Origin of the sequence: Bartonella sp. AC329YNZD, from assembly GCF_042196685.1 — a bacterium.
Lineage (GTDB): Bacteria > Pseudomonadota > Alphaproteobacteria > Rhizobiales > Rhizobiaceae > Bartonella.
In genome coordinates, this window is the sequence record NZ_JBHIQS010000062.1 from 1 (window position 1) to 2,230 (window position 2,230).

The window sequence follows — 2,230 nt, forward strand, 5'->3', positions numbered from 1 at the left end:
TTGAGTCTGAATGATTGTGATGCGGTTCGAGAGATCTTTAAGGATTTTGACTTTTTAGAAGTTGAGACCCTTTGGACCTCTGGTTTTGCTAAAAAACCACCCCGAAAAGAACTCTTGATTCGTAATAATTGAAGAAAATCATAAAAAGATTTGTTAGAATCAGAAGAAAATATTTCTTCTCTAATAGGACTTTTTATATGGTTACATCTTTTGGTAAAATTTTACGGAAACTTCGCATTGATCACTCCGAACGCCTCTTAGATATGGCTAAGAAATTAGATATATCTGTAGCATTTTTATCATCTGTAGAAATTGGCAAAAAATCTGTTCCTGTAGGATTGGAGGAAAAGATAATTGAACTCTATGCTTTAGATCAAGAGGTAGCAGAAATTTTGAGAAGAGAGTCGGATTCTTGTCGCAAAAGTTTTATTATAAAGCCTTCTGATACTTTCAGATGTGAAACTGTTGGTATGTTTTCTAGACTGATAAACATTATTTCACAAGAAGATTTAGAACTATTAAAAAAATTATTAGAGAAAGCTGGCAAAAAGAATGCATTTTGTAAAGGAAAGTGTAAAAATCCTATTCCCGAACCTTTATTTATTTATCCCGAACCTTTAAAAAAGTCATATAAAATCAAAAAGTTATAGCGCCATAAAAGTGCTGTGGCGGAGGGGGTGGGATTCGAACCCACGGTACAGTCTCCTGCACGCCGGTTTTCAAGACCGGTGCCTTAAACCGCTCGGCCACCCCTCCAAACTAGATATGCTTTTTGACAAACTTCTTGTAAAAGGTCAATCATTTTAATACGCTTTCTATAGTGTTTTTTAAGTTTCAATAAAAATAATTCTCCATAAGCTAATTCTTTGAGAGTGTTACCTAATCGTTTTATTTTTAAATATGGTAATTCTTTCTGGCAAATAAAAAGCAAGTAAAATAAAATAGTTATGTCTAATATAAGGGAATTTAAAGATTATTGATTCTATTATATTTTTTTGCCTCTATCCCTCATTTTTTTGAAGTTTTTTAATTGCCTCTATTGCGAGCTTTTTACGATCTGCGCTCTTTGTGTAAAGAGATGCCATAGCATCATTTGTCCAGCCAAAAAGTGCTTTCAATTGTGAGACCGTTGCACCAGAGTTAGCTGCGCGTGTTGCTGCTAATTTTCTTAAACCATGCGCTGATTTTTTGATACATGCTTTGGTACATGCTTTTAAAAACGCATGTCCAAAGCTTTCCTTGGTAAATTTTGTACCTTTTTTACCACAAATAAATGTTTCGTCACCAATAGGACCAGTTTTAAGGGTTTGTGCGAGTTCTGGTAAAATAGGAAGAAAAACATCTGTTTTAAATTGGCTCTTTTCTGTTTTGAGATGAATGATATTATCTTTTACGTCTTTCCAACCAATGCGAACAGCATCACCACGACGCAAGCCCGTATACAAAAGAACATCAATCCAAACACGTTCATGGGTACCGACAGACCAATGTTGATAATATTTTTCTATGTCTTCTTCTATCCAAGTGGGTAAGCCATTTTTGTTTTTGGGAGGGGGTTTTTTAACGCCTAAAGCTGGGTTACTTTCTAAAAGATCTTGTTCAATTGCCCATTTAAAAAGTCCATTAAGTGCTTTCAAAAAATTTTGAGCTGCTGCTGGCATTTCTTTGCGGCGTTCAACACCAGCTATAATATGTTTTTTTTCAATTGCTCGGTATGGAATGTTTCCTATGGTATCACATACCTTCATAAGGATGAGTTCTTTTTGTTTTTTTGTAGCTTTAGTGTAGCTATGCCAATTAACACTATTAAAATATTGTTTAAGCAGCCATGCAAATGACCCTTCAATCAGTTTGCCGATTTTCGGTTTTGGAGGGATTATGCCTTGTAATTCGGCAAGTGCGCTTTTGTAGTTGTCAACAAACTCTTGTGTTCCATAAGTTCCGCGTATTCTAATACGTTTTCCATGACCAATACGTACATACCATACGATTTTGCCATGTTGGGTAATTTGTTTAACGAGATGAGGGGGGCGTGGTTTTGGCATGATCAATTTTACATCTTAGAGAGTGCGATTTCGTAATATTCATTCTTTGACAAATCTAAAAGTGTGTCTGGGTGTGCTGTTGAGTTTGGTATTGGAATATCTGCTTTAAGATAGATAAGCAGTTCACCGGTAGGTTTGATTTCTATGAGTTCGCATTTTTGCTTTTTTGCTTCTCTTAAAGCTCG

Annotated in this window: 1 protein-coding gene, 1 tRNA gene and 2 pseudogenes; 2 read left to right on the forward strand and 2 right to left on the reverse strand. The window is 35.4% G+C overall.

Annotated features, from left to right (window positions below; translation table 11 throughout):
- Together ACFIMW_RS09135 and ACFIMW_RS09140 are read left to right on the forward strand one after the other, a co-directional pair.
- Positions 1-132, forward strand: a pseudogene (locus ACFIMW_RS09135) (DNA adenine methylase); the annotation flags it as partial.
- Between the two features lie 65 nt (positions 133-197).
- Positions 198-551: pseudogene (locus ACFIMW_RS09140) on the forward strand (helix-turn-helix domain-containing protein); the annotation flags it as partial.
- Between the two features lie 115 nt (positions 552-666).
- Here ACFIMW_RS09140 and ACFIMW_RS09145 read toward each other — a convergent pair.
- Positions 667-756: transfer RNA gene (locus ACFIMW_RS09145), tRNA-Ser, on the reverse strand.
- 245 nt (positions 757-1,001) lie between these two features.
- On the reverse strand, positions 1,002-2,045 hold the full coding sequence (locus tag ACFIMW_RS09150) for a tyrosine-type recombinase/integrase (protein WP_375608877.1): 1,044 nt from the start codon (positions 2,043-2,045) through the stop codon (positions 1,002-1,004).
- Positions 2,046-2,230 lie beyond the last annotated feature (185 nt).